The following is a 19,567-nucleotide window of genomic DNA, read 5'->3' on the forward strand; positions in this document are numbered from 1 at the left end:
TCTCATGTTTCTGCAAAATGACTGGCGTGCCGGTGTCTCCGGCGCGGTGCTTGCCGTTGCGCTCCTTTTGCCGGCCTCGGCGATGGCCGACGAGGCTGCGGCCAGCGAGGCTGCGTCCGAAATCACGGCGGATGATACGGGCGGCGAGATCGTCGTTCAGGGTATCCGCGCCAGCCTCGATCGCTCGCTCGACGTCAAGCGGGCCGCGGCCAGCGTCGTCGATGCGATCAGTGCCGAAGACGTCGGCAAGTTCCCCGACGTCAACATCGCGGAATCGGTCCAGCGCATCAGCGGCGTCCAGATCAACCGCACCCGTGGCGAGGGCCGCACGGTCAACATCCGCGGGCTGCCGGCCAACTTCACGCTGACCACCTTCAACGGCCATGTGCTGCCCAACGCCAACGGCGATTCCGCCGGCAGCCGCGTCTTCGACTTCATGGTCCTGCCCCCCGAATTCGTCCGGACGCTGTCGGTCTACAAGTCGACGACGGCGGATCTGGAAGAAGGCGGCCTTGCCGGCACGGTCGACATCCACACGCCGCGGCCGTTCGAGATCGGCAAGCGCGTGCTCTCGGCCTCGGTCCAGGGCGAGTACGAGACCAATTCGGGGAAGATCGCGCCGCGCGCCTCGGCCTTCTTCTCAGACACCTTCGCCGATGATCGGCTCGGTATTTCGGTCGGCATTTCCTACACCCGCCGCAAGCCCGCGACCCACGCTGCGAGCGTCGGCTACACGACCTCGACCGAAGCGAGCGGCATTCCTGCGGGCAGCGGACCCGACGATCTCAACGGCAACGGCGTGATCGAACCCAGCCTGCGGGTGCGCTTCCCGAACCAGGTCAACTACCACATGTTCGAAGAGGACAACGAGCGCATCGCCGGCATCGCCTCGCTCCAGTTCAAGGCGAGCGATGCGCTCACGCTGTCGGTCGACGGCTTCTACAGCGAGCTCAACGTCAAGGCGAACACCAACGAATTCCTGCAGATCTTCGCCAACGCCAACCGCGTGATCAGCGCGACCACGCAGGTGCTCGACGGCCTGCCTACCACGACGCGGCTGCGCGTCGCCGACGTCGACATGCGCGGCGGCAGCCGGACCGAGGACCGCAAGTCCCGGCTCTACTCGCTGACCGGCAATGCCAAGTACGAAGCCGACGGCTGGACGGCTTCGCTCGAGGGCAGCTATGCCTCGTCGAAGCAGGAGCTCGATCAGCTCAACATCGCCGACATCACCACGGGCGACGCGGAATTCGTGTCGAACCCCGGCGACACCTTGTGGAGCATGATTTTCCGCAACGGTTTCGACCAGGCGCGTTTCGATCCGAACACCTATCGCGTCGCCAGCCTGAACGGACCGCTCAACCAGAAGGCGTCGGACCACGTCTGGCAGCTCAAGGGCGACCTCGCGCGCGAGTTCGGCGATCAGGGCCTGACGGCGCTGCGCTTTGGCGTGCGCTATCTCGACCGCAAGGTCTACCAGGACAATTCGCGCCTCACCGTCACCGCCGCCGGTGTCTCGGCGCTCTATGGCGGATTGCCGGCCGGCACCATCGCGGGATCGTTCAGCGCCGCGCCGTTCATGCGCGTGGTCAGCCCCGGCAAGGGCGCCTACCTTGGTTCCTATAGCGGCGATGCCGTCTTCGCGGGATCGTGGCTGGCCTCCAACACGCTGGCCTTCGTCTCGCGCTTCAGCGATGCCCAGCTGATCGCCGCATCGCCTGGCAGCCTGACCAACGATGCGACGGGCATCACCGACGTCCAGGAGAAGACGCTGGCCGGCTATGGCCGCGCCGACTTCGCCGTCGGTACGCTCAGCGGCAATATCGGCCTGCGCGCCGTGCGCACGCAGCAGTCGACGATTGGCGTCAGCCCGGATCTCGCGGGCATCACGATTCAGCCGGATGCGGGCAACATCACGCGTGTGCCGGCATCGGCGCCGCTCGCGATAAAGCGCTCCTATTGGGACTTCCTGCCGAGCTTCAACCTCAAGTGGCAGCCGACCGAGGACCTGCTGTTCCGCCTTTCGGCCTCGCGCACGGTTTCGCGCCCGAACCTCGGCGACATTTCGCCGACCACGACGGTGAACGGCCCGGCGCGCACGGTGACGCAGAACAATCCGCTGCTCGATCCCTTCCGCTCGAACAATATCGACCTGACCGCCGAATGGTATTTCAGCAAGGACGGCGTGCTCGGCACCTCGCTGTTCTACAAGGACCTGCGCTCGCTGATCCGCCGCGATACGACGGTGCAGAGCCTGCCGATCACCTATCTCTACTCGAACGGCACGCAGCAGGCCGCGACGGTGGACTTCACGGTCAGCAAGCTGGTCAACGGCAAGGGCGTCAAGGTGAAGGGGTTCGAGGCCTATTACCAGCAGGCCTTCACCTTCCTGCCCAAGCCCTTCGATGGTCTGGGCGCGGTGCTCAACTACACCTTCATCGATAACAGCGATCCGCAGCAGCTGACCGCGGCCTCGAAGCACAATTTCAATCTGACGGGCTTCTACGAGAAGGGGCCGATCGGTGTGCGCTTGTCCTATTCGTGGCGCAGCGGCTTCCTGTCGACCGCGGCCGTGGCGCCGGCGATGAGCCAGTACACGCTGTCCTACGGCACGCTCGACGGCAGCATCAACGTCAAGGTCACCGACCAGATCTCGGTCGTGCTCGAAGCGGTCAACATCCTCGATACCGACGAGCGCGTGCGGTTCGTCGGCAGCAACCTGCCGCAGTCCTATCTCGATGCGGGCAAGCGCCTGTTCGGCGGCGTGCGGTTCGCGTGGTGAGCAGGCTCGATCGCCGCGGCTTCCTGCGCTCGGGCGTCGCCGCGGCGGCGCTCTGGGCCGGGGCCAGCGCCGTCGCGGTCGCTGCGCCGGCGCGGCAGCGGCGGCCGAACGTCGTCCTGGTACTGCTCGACGACATGGGGATCGGCGATGCGGGGGCCTATAACCCCTGGTCGGCGATCCAGACGCCGAACATCGACCGGCTCGCGCGCGAAGGCATGCGCTTCACCGACATGCATTCGTCCTCGGCGGTCTGCACGCCGAGCCGGTACAGCCTGCTCACCGGGCGCTACTGCTGGCGCTCGCGGTTGAAGAAAGGCGTGCTCGACGGGACGGGCACCAATCTGATCGAGCCAGGCCGGCTGACTCTGCCGGGCCTGCTCAAGCGCGCGGGCTACCACACCGCCGGCATCGGCAAGTGGCATCTCGGGCTCGGCAGCGGCGAGGCGGCGGACTATGCCAAGCCGCTGCGGCCGGGGCCGCGCGACCACGGCTTCGACTACTATTTCGGCATTCCCTCGTCGCTCGACTTTCCGCCGTATCTCTATTTCGAGAACGATCGCGTGGTCGAGGCGCCGACCGCGCATACCGACGGCAGCGCAGCGCCGCGCGGCGTGTTCTGGCGCGCCGGCGCGATCGCGCCCGGCTTCCGCATGGAGGAAGTCGTGCCGACCCTGACCGACAAGGCCGTCGGCGTGGTCCGGCAGGCCGCGATGGCTGGCAATCCGTTCTTCCTCTATTTCCCGCTGCCTTCGCCGCACACACCGTGGGTGCCGCTGCCCGAGTACCGCGGCAAGTCGCAGGCCGGTGACTATGGCGACTATGTCGTCGAGACCGATGCGATGATCGGCCGCCTGCTCGACGAGATCGACGCGCGCGGTATCGCCGAAGAGACGATCGTCATCGTCACCAGCGACAACGGCGCCGACTGGAAGCCCGAGGACGCGGCGCGCTTCGCCCATCGTGCCAACCAGGCCTGGCGCGGCGAGAAGGCCGATGCCTGGGAAGCGGGGCACCGCATTCCTTTCGTCATCCGCTGGCCCGGCCGCGTGGCACCAGGATCGGTGTCGAACGAGACGGGATCGCTGACCGACGTCATGGCGACCCTGGCCGGAGCGATCGGACTGGCGCTGCCCGACGATGCCGCCGAGGACAGTTTCGACCTGACGCCCGCGCTCGAGCAACGCGGTGCGCCCCCCATCCGTCCCAACATCGTCGACCATTCGCTCGACGGTCTGTTCACGATCCGTGAGGGCAATTGGAAGCTGATCGTCGGGCTCGGCTCGGGCGGCTTCACTTTGCCCAAGACGGTGGTGCCGGCCGCCGGCGGGCCGCAAGGGCAGCTCTACGACCTCGCTGCCGATCCGCGCGAGGAGGACAACCTCTACGACCGGCGACCCGATATCGTCGCGCGCCTCTCGGCGACGCTGGATCGTCTCCAGCGCGAAGGCCGCAGCCGGCCGCGCCGGACCGGTTGATCGCATCGCACCCAGAACTTCCGTCTCCCCCGAACAAACGAAGGCTCATCCCCCATGACCAGAAGCATCCGCCTGCTCCTCAGCGCCGCTGCCATCGCGACCGCCGGAATCGGTCTGGCTCCTGCCGCGCTGGCGAAATCGGTAAGCGCCGCGCAGCCGGCCCGGGCCGCCCGCCCGAACATCCTGCTGATCGTGCTCGACGACGTCGGCTTTTCCGATCTCGGCGCCTTCGGTTCGGAAATCCGCACGCCCAACATCGACGCGCTCGCCGCGAAGGGGCTGCGCTACAACCACTTCGACACCAAGGCGATCTGCTCGCCGACGCGGGCTTCGCTGCTTACCGGGCGCAACAACCAGACAGTCAACATGGAGGATCTCGCTGCGGGCCAGGCGCCCGATCCGACGCAGAGCACCGCCTCGCGCGGCGAACTGCCGCGCAATGCCGAGATGGTCCCGCAGGCGCTCAAGGCCGTCGGCTATCAGACCTTCGCCATCGGCAAATGGCACCTCGCGCCCGGCTATGACGCCAAGCCCGGCAACACCAAGGCCTCCTGGCCGCTGCAGCGCGGGTTCGACAGCTTCTACGGCTATCTCAGCGGCTGGACCGACCAGTACAAACCGGATCTCGTCAAGGACAACGAGCAGATCGCCAGCCCGAAGACGCCCGGTTACCATCTGACCACGGACCTCGCCGAACATGCCATCGCTGCCTTCGGCGCGCGCGACACCGCGCCCGAGGGCAAGCCCAAGTTCGTCTATTTCGCGCCGACCACGGCGCATGCGCCGATCCAGGTCGCGCCCGCCTACATCGATGCCTACGAGGGTGCCTATGCGAAGGGCTGGGATGCGATCCGCACCGAGCGCTTCGAGCGGTTGAAGGCGCAGGGCATCATCCCGGCGAATACCGAACTTCCCGCCCGCGCGGAGGGCGACAAGGCCTGGGCCGATCTGAGCGACCAAGAGAAGACGGTCTTCGCGCGCTTCATGGCGACCTATGCCGGCTTCATCACCCATGCCGACGAGCAGATCGGCCGGATCGTCGCCCATCTCAAGCAGACCGGCCAATACGACGACACGCTGATCGTGCTGCTGTCCGACAACGGCGGTGCGCCCGAAGGCAACGAAACCGGCGGCTTCAAATATCCCTACAGCTATCGCGCCTATGCGCGCCAGGACGGAACCAGTGTCGCCGACATGGCGCGCGAGCTCGACAAGCTCGGCGGGCCAGAGACGCAGGCGCTCTACCAGCGGCCCTGGGCCGCGGCGAGCTCGGCGCCGTTCCACCGCTACAAGCTCTGGCCGTTCGCGGGTGGCTCGCGGACGCCGCTGATCGTGTCCTGGCCCGATCGCATCAAGGCGCAGGGCGAACTGCGCGGCCAGATGGTCGACGTGATCGACGTCGGGCCGACCCTGCTCGAAGCTGCGGGCACTGCGTTCCGCGATCAGATCGACGGCGTTCGCCAGATTCCGGTCGCGGGCCGGTCGATCTCGGCGAGCTTCACCTCGAAGACCGCAGGCGCCCGCAAGGTCCAGTTCTTCGAGCTGCGCGGCAACCGTGCGATCACTTCGGGGCGTTGGAAGGCCGTCGCGATCCATCGTTTCGACACGGACTTCGCCCAGGACAAATGGTTCCTGTTCGATACCGCGACCGACTTCGCCGAAGCGCGCGACGTGGCGGCACGCTACCCCAAGAAGCTGCGTGAGCTGCAGAACCTGTGGTGGAGCGAAGCGCGCAAGTACAGCGATCCGCCCTTGGCCGAGCCTTCGAAGGCGATCCGCTCGATGCGCCAGTTCGACGACGAATTGGGAGACTGAGCCATGGCACGTCTGCGGCGAATGTTCCTGGCCGGTGCCGCCCTGGCGCTGGCCGGGGTGACGGGCGAGGCCGGGGCCGGTGAGATCGTCGGCACGGTCACCGGGCCCGACGGCAAGCCGGTGTCGGGTGCGAAGGTCATGGTCGAGGAACTGCAGCGCGGCAACGTCACCGGCAAGGACGGCCGCTTCCGCATCGCCGCCGTGCCCGGCGGGCCGATCAAGGTCTCGATTACGGCGAGCGGCCTTGCGAGCGACTTCTCGACGGTCGAGGTTCTCGAAGACGCCGCCGCGCAACTCGCGGTGACCTTGCGCAAGAACGATCTGATCCGCCGCTCGGCCGCGCTCGTCGCCGAGCCCCAGCCCGAGCATCTGGCGCAGAAGGCGGCCTATCTCGCCGGGCTGTCCAAGCCCAAGGGGAAGGTGCCCAACATCGTCCTGATCCTGTTCGACGACCTGGGCTACGGCGACCTGTCGTCGTTCGGCAATCGGCTGATCAAGACCCCGAACATCGACGGCCTGGCCGCGCGCGGGATGAAGCTCACCGCGTCCTATGCGAGTTCGCCGGTCTGCTCGCCTTCGCGCGCCGGACTGCTGACCGGGCGCTATCCGCTACGTTCTGGTCTCGCGACGCACGTCCTGATGCCCACGGGTTCGAACGAGGCCGCCTATCGGCGCAGCCGCGGCCTCGCCAACGCGCTGCCCGCGGACGAGATCCTGCTGCCGGAAGTGCTCCAGCGCACGGGCTATCGCACGGGCCTGTTCGGCAAATGGCACCTCGGCGATACGCCGGGCCATCGCCCGACCGACATGGGCTTCGCCGAATTCTTCGGCCTGCTCTATCCGAACGATACCGAGCCGACCGACCTGTGGCGCGGCACGCAGGTCGAGACGCCTGCGGCCCGCTTCGACCAGACGACGATCACCGAAAGGATCGCCGACGAGACGATCGCCTTCATCGATCGAAATACCGACAAGCCGTTCTTCGCCTTTGCCTCGTTCACCGCGCCGCATCGCCCGCACTTCGCCAATCCGCACCACAAGGGTCTATCCGAAGGCGGGCTCTACGGTGACGTGGTCGAGGATCTCGACGACAATGTCGGGCGGATCCTGACGGCGCTGCGCGAGCGCAAGCTCGACGACGACACCATCGTCATCGTCACCAGCGACAACGGCGGTGATTTCCTCGCCAGCGTCGGGGATCTGCGCGGCCGCAAGGGTGATACGTTCGAAGGCGGCATGCGCGTGCCCGCCTTCATCGTCTGGCCCGGCCTGACGAAGCCCGGCTCGGTCAGCGACGAGATGACGATGAACATCGACCTGTTTCCCTCGATCCTCTCGGCGCTCGGCATTCCGCTTCCCCGCGACCGGGCGATCGACGGCAAGGACATCGCACCGATCCTGGCTGGCGCGAAATCACCGCATGACCATCTCTACTACACGGCCTCCTGGGCCGGTCGGCTCGAGGCGGTGCGCGATGCCGGCTTCAAATTGCGCGATCCGGTGAGCGACGACGATCTGATCGCTCGTCAGCGCGCGACCGGGGGGCAGGGCGGGCTCTACAATCTCGCTGCCGACAACGAATCCCACGACGTGACGACCAGGCATCCCGCCGAGCGGCAGAAACTGCAAGGCGCACTCGATGCGATGCGCAGAGCCGTGGCGGGCAATCCGCGCGGTTGGGTCGGCGAGGGACGCTAAGTCCATGCCCTAAGGCATGATCCACTTGCCCGGCGGCGCCTTCGTCATGGGTTCCGACCGCTTCTATCCCGAAGAGGCGCCGGTGCGGCGCGTGCGCGTCGATCCGTTCTGGATCGACGAGACACCCGTCGCCAATGCCCAGTTCGCGGCATTCGTCGCGGCGACGGGACACGTCACGCTGGCCGAGACCGCTCCCGATCCCAAGGACTATCCGGGCATGGATCCGGCGCTGGCGCAGCCGGGCTCGGCCGAAGTCACGTGCCATTTTTGGCGGGCGCGCCGGGAAAAATCAATCGCTGGGGGCGGCTTGGCCGCGGAATTGGATCGGGTTTGAAGCCAATTTGAGATCTCGTGCCGACGACGCCGCACACTTGCGATGTGGACGGTCGGCGAAAGTCATGGAGTTTCTTGTCCGGCGATCAGTCCACGGAGGCGATTGCGCTCGATTAGCGGGCATTCGCCATCTGCTTCACCTCGTGCGGCCGTTCCATGCCGCGATGCTTCGCCAGGCAAATCGCTCCCGGCGCGACAAGCCGGTGTGCCGATTTCGGTCTGGACCGTTCGCTCGGCGCGTGGATACTCCGATCAAACGATAGGGAGAGGCCGGTGGCCGAATCTGATTTCCGGGCGCTCGATCGCGTGCCGTTCTGCGTGACCGAGCCGACGAGGATTCCCGCGCAGCGCTACTACGATCCGGAGTTCTTCGCCCTGGAGAACGAGCGCCTTTGGCCGCACGTCTGGCAGATGGCCTGCCGCCTCGAGGAAATCCCGGAGGTGGGCGACTGGGTGGAGTACACGGTGCTCCAACGCTCGGTCGTCATCGTGCGAACCGGAGAAGGCATCAAAGCCTATCACAACGCCTGCCGCCATCGCGGGGTGAAGCTCGCCAACGGATCGGGCAACTGCGCTCACCGTGGTCTCACTTGTCCGTTTCATGGCTGGCGCTGGAACATGGACGGCGAGAACACCTTCGTTTTCGGGCGCGATATATTTCGGGAGGCAGATCTCGACCCCGAAGACCTGCGTCTCGTGTCCTGCCGGGTGGAGACCTGGGGCGGCTGCGCTTTCATCAACTTCGATGATGATGCCGCGCCGCTGGTCGAAACGCTGGGAGAGGTCACCGCGAGGTTGGATTCCCGGCTGAAGGGGGAATTGAAGGTCGATTGGTGGCATTCCGCCGTGCTGCCGGTGAACTGGAAGCTCGCCATGGAGGCCTTCATGGAAGGCTACCATGTGATGGCGACCCATCCGCAGCTGCACGCCGTCTCGCCGGCCGAGAACCGGATGTACGGCGTCGATGGTCCCGACATGCCGCCCATGTCGCCCAGCGCCTCGGGGCAGGCCTATGTCGAGATGATGGTGAAGCACATCGCCAATCTCCACGAAGGCATGGGCGGAATGATCACGCCCTGGGAGGTCAGTCTCGCCGAGGAAGTCTACGCCGATCTCGGCGAACTGCCGCAAGAGGTCCCGGCCGCGGCGGCGCTGTTCTATACGACGCTGCGCAGCCGCATTCAGGCCTATGCCAAGGAAACCGGCCGTCCCCACTTCGATCTCGTCGAGACCGCGGCGAAAGTGCCGTTCAAGGCCGTAGAGTACATCTTCCCGAACTATTTCCTGCTGCCGATGTTCAGCGGCATGTCGTCCTATCGCGTCCGGCCCCTGACCGAGGAGACCTGCCTGTTTGAGATCTGGTCTCTCTCCCACTATCCGCAGGACGAAGAGCGTTCGGCGCCGGTCGCTCCCAAGCCGACGACCCACGACGATCCGACCTATCCCGAGATACCGCGACAGGACTACGCCAATTTGCCGCAGCAGCAGCTCGGCCTGCATGCCCAAGGCTTCGAATTCATGCGGCTGTCACCGAAGATAGAGGGTATGATCAGCAATTATCAGCGGCTTATCGACGGCTTCCTTGCCCGTCGGGACCCCGAGGACCTTACCAAGGCGACGGCGTTGACCTGCAGCGGCTTCGACGCTCCGCTGATCGACATCGGGTTCTAGCGATGTCGGCCTGATTAATCTCGCCGTTGGAAAGAGCACGATTTACTGGGGCCGGTGTGACCCGAGAGGCTTGGGGACCTCGCATCTGTGTTCGAAATCTGAGAATGGCACTCTATGCACCTTGCCGGGATTGTGTTCGACAACGGCCGCAACTTCCTGGAGAGCTTATGGGCCGCGGCCGTGATCTCTTCGATCGCCGCCGGCCTTATCGTGTTTCGCGGAAGCAAGCCATTTCCGGCCGCTCAAGGCTGACGCCGCCGACATTGCCGCCGTTCGAGCGCTCCTCCGAGCTCCCTGAAATCAGCCGTCAGTCCCCGCTTGCCGTTCCGGATGGAGATATCGGCGGCGTCACCGGATGCGAGCACGTTTCCATTCCTGATATCAGCACCTACTGCGCTAAAAACGACCTTCGTATTCCTCGGAGCGCATATGGATAGAATGACGGCCATGGAGGTCTTTTGCCGAGTGGTCGAGGCCGGATCCTTCTCGGCCGCCGCACGCGATCTCAATGTGGGCCAGCCCGCCGTTTCCAAATCCGTCGCCCAGTTGGAGGACCGGCTCGGCGTGCGGTTGCTTCTACGCTCGGCGAGAGGGTTGGCGCCCACCGAAGCGGGTATGAGTTTCTACGCGCGCGCGAAGCGATCCATCGAAGAAGCCGATGAAGCGGAGGTTGCGGCGCGTGGCGAAGGATCGGGGCTGGCCGGCCGCCTTCGCGTCGCCGCGGCGGTGACATTCACGCGGATCAATATCGCCCCTCGCTTGCCGGCATTTCTGGCCGCTCATCCCGAGCTGGAAATCGATATGATGCTGGATGATCGAGATATCGATCTCGTCGAGGAGGGTATCGACATCTCCTTGCGAATGGGCAAACTCAGCGACAGTGCGCTGACCGCCCGAAAACTTGGCGAGAGCAGCCGCCATATCGTGGCGACGCCAGCCTATCTGGCGCGAGCGGGCACACCTGCAACGCCGGCCGATCTCCTGTCTCACGAAGCGGTCATCTACTCGCGGCGCGGCGGCGGGGACGTCTGGACTTTCTCACGAGGGGGTGCGGAGACGTCGGTCACAGTCAAAGGCCGCGTTCGCGCGAGCGCCGCCGAAGTCGTCCGGGAAGCCGTGCTTGCGGATGGCGGCATCGCCATGATGAGCGCCTGGATGTGTCCATGCGAACTGGAGCGGGGCGAGCTGGTCGTGCTTTTGCCGGAGTGGGAGCTGCCAAGGATCGACCTTTGGGCGCTGTTTCCCACGGGGCGGATGAGTAGCGCCAAGGCGCGCGCTTTTGCCGACTTCGTCGAAAACGCGCTCAGGACGCCGATCTGCCATTCCGCCGGGGAATAGATTGTATCTCTCCGGGCCGTCTGCCGGGACGGCACCAATCGATGCACATCGCCACCGAACACAAAGGTGGAGTGCATCATGGGAAAGCTTCAGAACAAGATTGCCGTCATCACAGGGGCGAGCAGCGGCATCGGTCTTTCGATCGCGGAGAGTTTCGTGCGGGAGGGCGCCCACGTCGTCCTGTTCGGACGGCGTCAGGAGGCGCTTGATGCCGCGCAGGCAGCCATCGGGAGCAACGTCACGCTGGTTCGCGGCGACGTCGCCAACTCCGGCGACGTCGACAGGCTCTATGCGGAAGCGAGCAGGCTCGGTCCGATAGATATCGTTGTCGCCAATGCCGGCATCGTCGAGGTCCATCCGGTCACCGAACTGACTCTCGATCTCTACCACCGTCACTTCGACACCAACGTACTCGGCCCGTTGCTGACCGTGCAGAAGGCGCTGCCGCACTTGCGCGACGGCGGGTCGGTAATTCTTACCGGATCCATTCTCGCGGCCAAGGCGGCGAAGGGGTACTCGCTCTATTCGGCGACGAAGGCGGCGATCCGCTCCTTCGCGCGCAGTTGGGCGCTTGAGCTCAGGATGCGCGGCATCAGGGTAAATGTTCTGACGCCGGGGCCGATCGATACGCCGATCATGGACAGCCAGGCGGCGCAGCTCGGGGTCCGCGGAGAAGAGATCCGGTCGACCTATGCCGGGATGATCCCGCTCGGCCGGCTCGGCAAGCCGGAGGAATTGGCATCGGCTGCGCTCTTCCTCGCCTCCGATGACAGCAGCTTCGTGACCGGCATCAGCCTCGAGGTCGATGGCGGTATGGCCCAGGTCTGAAGCCCCGCCGCTCCGCGACAGGCTGGAAGCGATCCGCTCAACTCCGTGACCGCGCGTCCTTCTTCGGCGGCGGTCATCGCAGCTACGTCGGCGACCCATTTCGCGCAACCAGCCGGGCAGCCTGACGAGCTCTTTCTGACGATATATTTGAAAGGAAATACCATGAAACTCCCCGAAAAACTGGCAGAGTTCCGCCGCAATTTCGAAGCCGGTGGCCCGCCCTACAATGCCCCCGCGCATATCCACCCGCCGATGCATCGCGCGACCGCTGAACTGATCGTGTCGGGCGCTGCGGACAAGGCGCTCAAGGTCGGCGACAGGGCCCCGACGTTCGCTCTCAATGATCCGGAGGGTAACCCCGTATCGTCCGCCGATCTGCTCGCGCAGGGGCCGCTTGTCGTCACCTTCTACCGCGGTGTCTGGTGCCCCTATTGCAACATGGACCTTCAAGCGCTGCAGGAGGCGCTGCCGAAGATCCGGGGGCTGGGTGCGGACCTCGTCGCCATCTCCCCGCAGACGGCGCCCAACAGCCGGCGGTCGCAGCGCGAGAACCACCTGGATTTCCCGATCCTCTCCGACAAGGGCAACGAGGTCGCCGACGCGTTCCAACTGCGCTTCGAGCTCCCGGACTATCTGCAGGAGCTCTACAAGACCGTGTTCAGCAATGACCTTGCGGTCGCCAACGGCGAACCGAGCTGGACGCTGCCGATGCCGGCTCGCTACGTGATCGGCCAGGACGGTGTGATCCACTATGCCGAGGTCAACCCGGACTACACGACCCGTCCGGATCCCGAAGAGCTGTATCCGGTCCTCGAGAAGCTGGCGAAGGTGCGGGCGTAAATCGTTCGATCAACAGCGGTGATATCCAGGGTGGCCGTCGCGTAAGCGACGGTCGCCTTTCTGATGCTACGAGAGACTGCTCACGACCTTCCAGCCGGCCGACCGTGACAGTCGCGAGGATTTTGACTACCGGCCTTGTAGCCAATTTCGATAGCCTCAGGTGAGCACGGAACAGCAGGGTGACCGGTCCTGTGCTCGGCCCGGCTTCATGAAACCGTCTACATTCCGATGACGGATAGATCCAGAACTGAGGTAATGCGCGAGGTCGTTAACGTGGGCTCCCTAAGCCCACCAACCGGCTGTCGTTAGTTCAATAGCGACCCGGAATTAGCGGCAGCCACCCGCAAATTTCTGCTGGGCGTGCGGATCGACGTGTAGAGCATTCTGGTGCGGTGCAGTTCCCGCGACTATTCGCCAGGCGACGCCAGTCGCTTCGATCTCAGATAGGTCAGCTCCGCTCCCGTCAGAGCCCAGGCGAAAATCCGCTACCGCAGCTCGGCGCGCAGTTCTCGCACCCCGCGACCAAGGCGCTGGCGGAGGAGGGTGCGCAGCGTTGCGCCGTCTATATAGCCAACATCGGCCGCGATTTGGTCGAGCGCTTCTCTGCTGCCTTGAATGAGTGACCGCGCACGTTCGACGCGCAGATCCTGAAAGTAGGCGAGGGGGGATTTGCCGAGCACGGCCTGGCATCTGCGTTGCAGCGATCGCGGGCTGGTCGCCAATGCGCAGGCGGCATCCTGCAGCGAAAAGCCCTCGCGAAGATGCGACCGCGCCCATTCTTCGAAACGCAAGACTAGCGGATCGCTTTGCGCGAGGTGATTGGGGACGATGTAAGCCGCCTGCGATGAGCGGATATCGGCGAGCAGGTAGCGGGACACGAGCTCGGCCAGTTGCGGGCTCGCTTGCCTGACGAGCCAGAGCGCGAGATCGAGATGTCCCATCGCAGACCCTGCCGTCACGCCGACTTCGGTGGGCACCAGCATGCGCGTCTCATCGAGTTTTACCGTCGGAAATCGCTGGCGAAAGAGCGGCGAGACCGACCAGGTCGTCGTCGCTTCCAGCCCTGCCAATATCCCGCTTTCGGCGACGATGAAGGTGCCGATGCAGGCTGCGGCGATCCGGATCCCGTTCACGGAAAACTTGCCGATCAGGGTGACGGCATCGCGCACGTCGGCACGCTGCAGGGGCAGGAGAGTGTCGGGCGTGACCGTCTTCAGCGCAGGCACGATCAGCCAGTCGGGGGCTAGATTATCGGTCACGAGGGTGATCGGAATCGTTAGGCCCTGGGCGGACCGTACCTTTCTCCGCACGCCGACGGTGGTCACGTCGAATTGGGTCACCCCGCCCATCGCAGCCTGGGAGAGCGCGTTGGCCGTCGCGAACACGTCAAGGACCGAGGTCAGCCCGGTGTCGAACAGGCATTCCAATGCGAGCACAGCTATCTTCATGGCGGGAATGACCCTAAAGTTGTCATTTGTGACGATACCGGGCTTGGCGCCCGATTGCTACCTCGGGCGGGTCGACGATGGCTCGACGCAACGAGGAGACAATCCATGAAAGTATTGGCAATCGGATCGGCGGCGAAGGCGATGTCGGACGAAGACCGCAAACGGATCATGCCGAGCGAGGTGCCGCACACGCTGCAGCTCTACCTCGACGGCAAGCTCGAACATTTCTGGTTTCGCCAGGACGTGCCGGGCGTCGCGTTCGTCTTCAACGCCGAAACCGTCGATGAGGTGAAGGTCATCACCGATGCCATGCCGTTGGTGATCGAGGGCTTCCTCTCCTACGAGTTCCAGCCCATCGGTCCGTTGAGGCCGCTCGGCCTGTTGCTGCCCGACTTCTGCCCTGCCTGAATCCGCCGATCGGGCCGCTTGGCGCGGCCCGATCCCCTGTCCGGTATTCAGGTGCCAAGTATCTGGAGGGCGATCGTAACGATTGCGGCGATGCCGACCATGAACGCGATCGTGCGAACGACTGGGACGCCGGCAGCATAGACGACATAGTGAACGATACGGGCGCCGAGAAAGGTCTTCGATGCCAGGATCGTGGCAGGAGTGCTGACACCCGTCAGGGCTGCCACAAGAACAAGCGGAGCGAAGACGGCCAGGTTCTCGATGGCATTGGCGTGAGCGCGGCGCGCACGATCCACCCAGGGATTGTCGGGCGGATCGCTGGCATCGCGGTGGGCCATGGATTTCATCAGGCCGAGCGTCAGTACTCTGGTCGTGACATAGGGCAGCCACATGAGGGCGGTCGTGAGAGTCAGCAGGCTTAGTATGTAGAGCTCTGCAGTGAGCTTCATGGCTCCGGTCCTTTTTTGGAATTGCAGCCATCGGATTTAGAAGCGCAATGAAATTTCCCTACAGTCGTATGCGACAACAATGGCATCATTCACGCCAAACACGTTGTAGAGCTTTCTGTCGGGTCAAGCTGGACAGATCGCTGATAAAGCGGTCGCTCAGCGGCCTTGCGCTTATCCCGTTAGCCGCCGTTGGTCATCATGATGTGCTGCCCCGAGACGATCCGATCTCACCTGCTGCAACTGGGCATAGGATCAGGAGGCTTCCTAGCGATCAATCGTCCGCTCGCTACCCAATATTGGATCCTCGGGAATCAGGTCTGCCCGAGGATGCCTTGTCCCCGTCGCCGCTCGCTATCGACGCTGCGGTAGCCTTGATTCTCAAGGCAATCGCAGTGGCGCTCGCGACGAACGCTCTTTCGAACTCGGCACGGGCTATATACAGACGAATATAGATACTGTGGCTCATAACTCGGAAAATCGGGGTGGGCTGCAGTGGGATCGAGGAGAGAGTGATGAGCGGAGTTGCGGAACTGGACGCCCCGACCACGGGCGGCGTCATCGAGGTGTTCAACCCTTCGACCGAGCAGCGGATCGGCGAAGTCGCGGACAGCGACAAGGCGGCGGTCGACCGTGCCGTCGCGCGGGCGCGCGAAACCTTCGAGAAAGGCGTGTGGAAGAACCTGACCGCGGCCCGCCGTGCCGAAGTGCTGTGGCGCGCGGCAGACATCATCAAGGAACGCGCCAACGAGATCGCTGCGGTCGAGGCGATCGACAACGGCATGACCCGCGCCCACGCCCGCAACCTGATCCTCGGTTCGTGCGAGATGCTCTATTATTACGCGGGCTGGGTGACGAAGATCCACGGCGATGCCGTCGACATCATCACCGAGGGCGGCATCATGGGCACGTTCCAGGAATACCACGGCTATTCGCTGATGGAGCCGATCGGCGTGGTCGGGCTGATCATTCCGTGGAACGGACCGTTCTACGTCGCCATCTCGAAGATCGCACCCGCGCTCGCCGCTGGCTGCAGCGCCGTGCTCAAGCCCGCCGAGGAGACCCCGCTCAGCGCGCTCAAGCTCGAGAGCATCTTCCGCGACGCCGGCGTGCCCGAGGGCGTGCTCAACGTGCTGACCGGCAACGGCGAGACCACCGGCGCGGCGCTGGCCGCCCATCCCGACGTCAACAAGATTTCGTTCACCGGTTCGACCGAGGTCGGCAAGATCCTTGTCCGCGCCGCATCGGGCAATCTCAAGCGGCTCCAGTTGGAGCTCGGCGGCAAGTCGCCGCTGATCATGTTCAACGACGCGGACCTGACGCGCGCCATTCCCGGCGCGGCGATCGGCCTGCTCGTCAATTCCGGCCAGAATTGCTGCTGCACCTCGCGCATGTACGTCCAGCGCGGCATCTACGAAGAGGTCGTCGACAAGCTCGCCGTCGCGGCCAAAGCGTTCCGCATGGGCGGCAGCGAGGACACCGACGTCGACCTGGGCCCGCTGATCAGCGCCAAGCAGCGCGACCGCGTGCTCGGCATCGTCAACGAAGGCGTGGCGCGCGGCGCCACCGTCGTCACCGGCGGCAAGGCGATGGACCGGCCCGGCTATTTCGTCGAACCGACGATCCTGACGGGCACGACCCCCGACATGCGGCTGATCACCGACGAGATCTTCGGGCCCGTCGGCTCGGTCATCCCGTTCGATGACGAAGACGAAGTGCTCGGCTGGGCCAACGATACCGAATACGGCCTCGCGGCCACGCTCTGGACCGAGAACATCGGCCGTGCCCACCGCCTGGCCAAGCGCATCCAGTCGGGCCTGGTCTGGGTCAACTGCGCGCTCGCCGCCGATCAGTCGCTGCCGTTCGGTGGCTACAAGCAGTCGGGCTGGGGGCATGAGCGCGGCTGGAAAGGCCTCGAGGCCTACATGAACACCAAGTCGGTCTACGTCGGTCTCTGAATGGCTAGCGCGGCGACGCGCCTGGCCAAAATGGCGCCAGATTTCAACCGCATGGCTGCGCGGCGAGAATCTGGCGCCCTATCCGGCAAGCGGTTTGGGCAATCTGTTCGGCCGCGACGCGCGCGGCAGAGGTCGGATCCTGACTACTGCCACGCGCGGAACGTGACCCCGACCGTTCGCGGATCGCTCGGCGTGCCTACGATAAGGCCTGAATTGCCCGCCTGGATCGTCAGGTTCTGGAGATAGTCCTTGTCGAACAGGTTGCGCGCGAAGACGCTGATCTCCCAGCCCTTGTCCGAACGGTAGCCGATGCTGGCATTGGTCAGGTTGTAGCCGTCGATCAGCGTGAAGCGCGAAAGGCTGGGGTCGCCGTAGTAGCTGCTGCGCCAGGCGGTATCGGCATGGAACACCAGATTGCCACCCTTGCCGAGCGGTACCGTATAGTCGGCGCTGACCGTTTCGACCCAGCGCGGCAGACCGACCAGCGGCTTGCCCGTGAGATTGCAGGCCGTGGTCGCCGCGGTCTGCACTTCGAGCGGACAGGGTCCGGCCGGATAGTCGGTGTACTCGCCGTGCGAATAGGCGAGCGAACCGCGGATCGTCAGCCCGTCAACCGGGCGTACGACCGCGTCGGCCTCGATGCCCTTCACCACGACTTCGGGGATGTTCGACAGATAGCCGCGCAGGGCCACGGTCTGGCTGCTGTCCACGATCGTCGCCTGGAAGTTGCGGACCTGCGTGTAGAAGCCGGTGAGGTTGAACGTCACGCGATTGTCGAGGAACTGGGTCTTTAGACCCACCTCGTAAGTCGTGTTGCGCTCGGGCTTGACCACGGCCGTGGTCAGCGCCGGCAGGTTGGCGCTGGTCAGCGGCAGGCCCGACATGTTGATGCCGCCCGACTTGAAGCCGCGCGCGAAGCTCGCATAGGCCATCAGGCCATCGGTGAAGCGATAGGCGAGGTTGGCGCGGCCCGACAGGCTGCCGTCGCTGTCGCGCGCCTCGTAGGTCTGGCGGCGCAGGATCGACAGCCGGGCGTTGGTCAGCGCGGTGATCTGCGCGGCCGTTCCGGTCAGTTCGGGCCCGCCGAACACCGGGCTGTCGTAGTTCCCGTACTTCTTCTCGTGCGTGTAGCGCAGGCCGCCGGTGACGGTGAAGCGCGAGGTCACGTCGTAGTTGAGCTCGGCGAAGGCGGCATAGCTGTCGGTGGTGAAATGGGTGCGGCCGTCGGTGCCGTAGCCGTCGAGCAGGTTCGCCGGCACGTTCACCGTCGTGGTTCCCGAGGTGAAGGTCGGACCGATCAGCCAATAGGCCGCCTGCGGGCCGTAGATCGAGATCGGCCGACCATCGAGCGTCTGGTGGAAGAAGTAGAGCCCGCCCACGTAGCGGAACGGCCCGTCGCCGTTCGAGGCCAGACGCAGTTCCTGGCTGTACTGATCCTGGCGCGAGAGGATGTGCTGCGTCACCTGGATGTTGATGCCCGTGTAGTCACGGTCGTTGGCGGCGTCCCAGTTCCAGAAGCGCCAGGCGCTCACCGAGGTCAGCGTGACGGGGCCGAAGTCCCAGTCGGCGATCGCGGTGACGCCGCCCTCGTTGGTATCGACACCGAGTTCGGCATCGATGTCGACCAGCCGGTCGTAGGGGTTGGTGCTCGGCGGCACATAGCCGAGCCCCGCCGCGAGCGACGGATACTGGCGCGCCGCCGCGCGCAGGCTGGTGCCGACGCGCACGAAGACCTGAGTGCAGCACTCGTTCTGGAAATTGGCGAAATCGGCGATCAGACGTAGCTGAAAAGCCTCTGACGGCTTGAACAGCAGCTGCCCGCGCACGGCCTGATTGCCGATGTTGTTCTGCTTGTGCCCGCCCTGACGAACATTGGTGATCACGCCGTCGCGGCGGGTCATCAGACCCGACACGCGCAGCGCCAGCGTGTCGTCGATCAGCGGCAAGGAGCCCGCGGCCTTGACCTGGAGCCAGTTGCGCTCGCCGTAGCTGATCTCCTGGTTCGCCTCGGGCGTGAAGGTCGGTGCGCGGCTGGTGATGTTGATCGCACCGGCCGTGGTATTCTTGCCGAACAGCGTTCCTTGCGGGCCGCGCAGCACTTCGATCTGCTCGATGTCGGAAAAGTCGAAAGCGGCCGTCGCCGGACGCGCGTGATAGACCTGATCGACATAGAAGCCGACACCGGGCTCGAGCCCGTCGTTGGCCTGGCTGACCGCGACGACGCTCGAACCGAGGCCGCGGATCGTGAACGAGGTGTTGCGCGGATTGGCCGACGAATAGTTGAGCACGGGCACGAGGTTGGTCACGCCTTGCGTGTTGACCGTGTAGGCGCGGTCCAGATCTTCGCCGCGCACGACCGAAACGGCGACCGGTACGTCCTGCAGGTTCTCCGCGCGGCGCCGAGCCGTGACGATGATCGCGGCGCTCGAATCCGCCTCGGCCCCCGCCGGACGTTCGGCTTCCTCTGCAAAGCTCGGATCGGCGGACAGCGCCAGCATCAACGGCGCGGCCAGCAAGGCCGCGCGGC

General features: G+C 65.0%; 15 protein-coding genes. 12 read left to right on the forward strand and 3 right to left on the reverse strand.

Going from position 1 to position 19,567, the window contains the following annotated elements; translation table 11 throughout:
* Positions 1-4 precede the first annotated feature (4 nt).
* The 10 genes from OLX23_RS16150 to OLX23_RS16195 all read left to right on the forward strand — a co-directional run bounded on the left by OLX23_RS16150 (position 5) and on the right by OLX23_RS16195 (position 12,780).
* On the forward strand, positions 5-2,782 hold the full coding sequence (locus tag OLX23_RS16150; protein ID WP_264446043.1) for a TonB-dependent receptor: 2,778 nt from the start codon (positions 5-7) through the stop codon (positions 2,780-2,782).
* The gene (locus tag OLX23_RS16155) at positions 2,779-4,257 is read left to right on the forward strand and encodes a sulfatase family protein (protein WP_264446044.1); all 1,479 of its coding nucleotides are present in this window, start codon (positions 2,779-2,781) and stop codon (positions 4,255-4,257) included. The genes OLX23_RS16150 and OLX23_RS16155 overlap by 4 nt, the downstream gene beginning before the upstream one ends.
* A 54-nt stretch (positions 4,258-4,311) precedes the next feature.
* Positions 4,312-6,072, forward strand: a complete 1,761-nt coding sequence (locus OLX23_RS16160; protein ID WP_264446045.1) for an arylsulfatase — start codon at positions 4,312-4,314, stop codon at positions 6,070-6,072.
* A gap of 3 nt (positions 6,073-6,075) precedes the next feature.
* Complete coding sequence (locus OLX23_RS16165; protein ID WP_264446046.1) at positions 6,076-7,770, forward strand: sulfatase-like hydrolase/transferase; 1,695 nt, start codon at positions 6,076-6,078, stop codon at positions 7,768-7,770.
* Between the two features lie 16 nt (positions 7,771-7,786).
* The gene (locus OLX23_RS16170; protein WP_264446047.1) at positions 7,787-8,104 is read left to right on the forward strand and encodes a formylglycine-generating enzyme family protein; all 318 of its coding nucleotides are present in this window, start codon (positions 7,787-7,789) and stop codon (positions 8,102-8,104) included.
* A 155-nt stretch (positions 8,105-8,259) separates the two neighbouring features.
* Positions 8,260-9,774, forward strand: a complete 1,515-nt coding sequence (locus OLX23_RS16175; protein ID WP_264446048.1) for an aromatic ring-hydroxylating oxygenase subunit alpha — start codon at positions 8,260-8,262, stop codon at positions 9,772-9,774.
* Between the two features lie 114 nt (positions 9,775-9,888).
* Complete coding sequence (locus tag OLX23_RS16180) at positions 9,889-10,026, forward strand: hypothetical protein (protein WP_264446049.1); 138 nt, start codon at positions 9,889-9,891, stop codon at positions 10,024-10,026.
* Between the two features lie 186 nt (positions 10,027-10,212).
* Entirely contained in the window at positions 10,213-11,112 is a 900-nt protein-coding gene (locus OLX23_RS16185) for a LysR family transcriptional regulator (protein ID WP_264446050.1), read from the forward strand.
* Positions 11,113-11,178: 66 nt separating this feature from the next.
* Positions 11,179-11,940: an SDR family oxidoreductase gene (locus OLX23_RS16190; protein WP_319641328.1), complete on the forward strand. Its 762-nt coding sequence runs from the start codon at positions 11,179-11,181 to the stop codon at positions 11,938-11,940.
* Between the two features lie 162 nt (positions 11,941-12,102).
* A complete protein-coding gene (locus OLX23_RS16195; RefSeq protein ID WP_264446051.1) occupies positions 12,103-12,780 on the forward strand; it encodes a peroxiredoxin-like family protein in 678 nt (225 codons plus the stop codon).
* 485 nt (positions 12,781-13,265) lie between these two features.
* On the opposite strand, the gene OLX23_RS16200 is transcribed toward OLX23_RS16195, so the two are convergent.
* Positions 13,266-14,228, reverse strand: a complete 963-nt coding sequence (locus OLX23_RS16200; protein ID WP_264446052.1) for a GlxA family transcriptional regulator — start codon at positions 14,226-14,228, stop codon at positions 13,266-13,268.
* A gap of 105 nt (positions 14,229-14,333) precedes the next feature.
* Here OLX23_RS16200 and OLX23_RS16205 point away from each other — a divergent pair, with 105 nt between their 5' ends.
* Positions 14,334-14,636, forward strand: coding sequence for a hypothetical protein (locus OLX23_RS16205; RefSeq protein ID WP_264446053.1), 303 nt, complete (start codon positions 14,334-14,336; stop codon positions 14,634-14,636).
* Positions 14,637-14,683: 47 nt separating this feature from the next.
* Here OLX23_RS16205 and OLX23_RS16210 read toward each other — a convergent pair whose 3' ends face one another.
* Entirely contained in the window at positions 14,684-15,085 is a 402-nt protein-coding gene (locus OLX23_RS16210) for an MAPEG family protein (RefSeq protein ID WP_264446054.1), read from the reverse strand.
* A gap of 512 nt (positions 15,086-15,597) precedes the next feature.
* On the opposite strand from OLX23_RS16210, the gene OLX23_RS16215 reads away from it, so the two are divergent.
* A complete protein-coding gene (locus OLX23_RS16215) occupies positions 15,598-17,040 on the forward strand; it encodes an aldehyde dehydrogenase family protein (protein ID WP_264446055.1) in 1,443 nt (480 codons plus the stop codon).
* Positions 17,041-17,183: 143 nt separating this feature from the next.
* On the opposite strand, the gene OLX23_RS16220 is transcribed toward OLX23_RS16215, so the two are convergent.
* Positions 17,184-19,538, reverse strand: coding sequence for a TonB-dependent receptor (locus OLX23_RS16220; protein ID WP_264446269.1), 2,355 nt, complete (start codon positions 19,536-19,538; stop codon positions 17,184-17,186).
* Positions 19,539-19,567: the final 29 nt, after the last annotated feature.

This window comes from Novosphingobium sp. JCM 18896, from assembly GCF_025938095.1.
Taxonomy (GTDB): Bacteria; Pseudomonadota; Alphaproteobacteria; order Sphingomonadales; family Sphingomonadaceae; genus Novosphingobium.